This is a genomic window from Pseudoalteromonas sp. Of7M-16, assembly GCF_022347805.1.
GTDB lineage: Bacteria > Pseudomonadota > Gammaproteobacteria > Enterobacterales > Alteromonadaceae > Pseudoalteromonas > Pseudoalteromonas luteoviolacea_F.
The window spans coordinates 1-1,597 of sequence record NZ_JAKRFY010000058.1 but is presented as its reverse complement, the minus strand read 5'-3'; the positions used below and the strand labels follow the sequence as shown (position 1 = coordinate 1,597).

The window sequence follows — 1,597 nt, the reverse complement described above, 5'->3', positions numbered from 1 at the left end:
AATTAATAGCCGGCCCAGAAAAAGTTTAGATTATCAGACGCCGAAAGAAGCCTTTTCACTTGAAAATATGAGTGGTGCACTTGGAACTTGAATTCGGGTGTTAAATTCTTTAGGATTTACTACCAAGATCAAGATTGATGTTATGAAAAAGGCAGAACTGAAAAAAATTGTTGAAAGTTATGGGTTTATAAAAGGTCCGTCGGTTGATAGTTCCCTTATATATTTTTATCGTATCGATGAACGATACTCTATTGGGGTTATTATATCTATCCATAAAGTAGGGAGTGTTCCACGAGTTCAATACGGCATTTATGATAGTTGCCTTGCAAAGGTATGGGGGAAAGTTAGTGATTTTGACATGGCGGAAGACTATTGTTTAACAACCCAGCACCCATTGAATTATCGAGTTTTGCGAGATGGCAGGGTATTACCTATTGAACAAGTTTTTGATGAAAAATTCTTTAGAGCTTTTATAGAAAGCTTTATAGAAAAAAAAGATGAGTTAGTTGAACAGTATGTGGCTTCAGTAAAAGAACCAAATAGGACAGGCACAAATTCTTTGCATAAATTAGGTTGCTTGACTACTGTTTAAATACCCAGCTTTATTTGAGTTGAATAGATATGACAAGAGCAAGGAAAGCACTGATAGATCTGTCGTCGACGTCTTATTATCACTTGATAGCACGGTGTGTACGCCGTGCTTTTTTGTGCGGAGACGATAAGTATACAGGCAAAAACTTTGACCATAGACGGACATGGTTAGTCGAGAGAGTAAAACTGCTAAGTCGTGTATTTGCGATTGAAATAGCAGCATATGCCATCATGAGTAATCATTATCATTTGGTGGTCAAAGTGAATAGTCAGCAAGCACTTAGTTGGTCAGATAACGAGGTAATATCTAGATGGTATAAGTTGTACAAGGGTAGTCCCATCATAGATAAGCAGCGAAACGGTGATGCTCTTAGTGAGGCAGACCAACAGCTTGTATCTGAGTTAGTTGAAAAGTGGCGAGCTAGGCTGTTTGACATTAGTTGGTTTATGAAAAACCTTAATGAGTACATTGCAAAAGAAGCAAACAAAGAAGATAACTGCACGGGTAAATACTGGGAAGGGCGATATAAGTCTCAAGCCTTACTCGACGAAACAGCGCTGCTCAGTTGTATGGCCTATGTAGACTTAAATCCAATTCGTGCCAACATGGCAAATAATCTTGAGAATAGTGACTTTACATCGATTCAAGAGCGCATAAAGCACTTCAAAAACACCAAATCAAACGCAAAGAAATCAAATCTAAATGAAGCCAAGAGCCAAGCTAAACAACCTAAATCACTAAAACCGTTTGGTGCGAGGGAGCATGCAAACACATTGCCCTTTTCATTATTAGATTATCTTGAGCTAGTTGACTGGACGGGTCGCCATGTCCACCCCAAAAAGAGAGGATATATACCAAAGAGCATGCCCAATATTCTAATATCACTGAAAATTGAAGAAGTGACCTGGCTGGATAGGATACAAAGTTTTAGAAGTCACTACGGTAACTTTGCGGGTTCGCAAACTGTGTTAAGAGCACATGCCGCTAAAAATGATGTGCATTGGT

The 1,597-nt window shown here is 38.8% G+C and carries 2 protein-coding genes; both read left to right on the top strand.

What is annotated here, in order from left to right:
- Positions 1 to 142 precede the first annotated feature (142 nt).
- Complete coding sequence (locus MHN81_RS27925) at positions 143 to 592, top strand: hypothetical protein (protein WP_239427375.1); 450 nt, start codon at positions 143 to 145, stop codon at positions 590 to 592.
- A 29-nt stretch (positions 593 to 621) separates the two neighbouring features.
- On the top strand, positions 622 to 1,597 hold a 976-nt coding region (locus MHN81_RS27920), incomplete at its 3' end, for a transposase (RefSeq protein WP_239427374.1).

What these genes read in the sequence shown, in the direction of transcription:
- MHN81_RS27925 (WP_239427375.1), top strand. Translation starts at nt 143, where the DNA reads ATGAAAAAGGCAGAACTGAAAAAAATTGTTGAAAGTTATGGGTTTATA.